Consider the following 244-nt stretch of genomic DNA (forward strand, 5'->3'; position numbering starts at 1 on the left):
AGGCTCTGGAGCACGCGCCTGGCGGGCAGGATGGCGATAACTTCGGTGCCCTCGCGCAGCTTCGATTTCAGCAGGAACTGTCCGTCATGCTTGGCAAGGATCGCCTGGACGATCGGCAGGCCGAGGCCGGTGCCCTGTTCGGCGCTCTTGATGGCGATCGAGCCTTGGCCGAAGGCCGACAGGACGACGGGAATCTCTTCTTCCGGAATGCCAGGGCCGTTGTCCTTGATCGAGATGTACTGTC

1 protein-coding gene is annotated in these 244 nt (G+C 62.7%); it reads right to left on the bottom strand.

Features of this window, described 5'->3' with window-relative positions; all coding sequences use genetic code 11:
• The coding region (locus EOD29_RS34235) for an ATP-binding protein (protein ID WP_164764064.1) at positions 1-244 on the bottom strand (244 nt) is incomplete at both ends.

It is taken from the genome of Mesorhizobium sp. M1A.T.Ca.IN.004.03.1.1 (assembly GCF_003997555.1).
Lineage (GTDB): Bacteria > Pseudomonadota > Alphaproteobacteria > Rhizobiales > Rhizobiaceae > Mesorhizobium.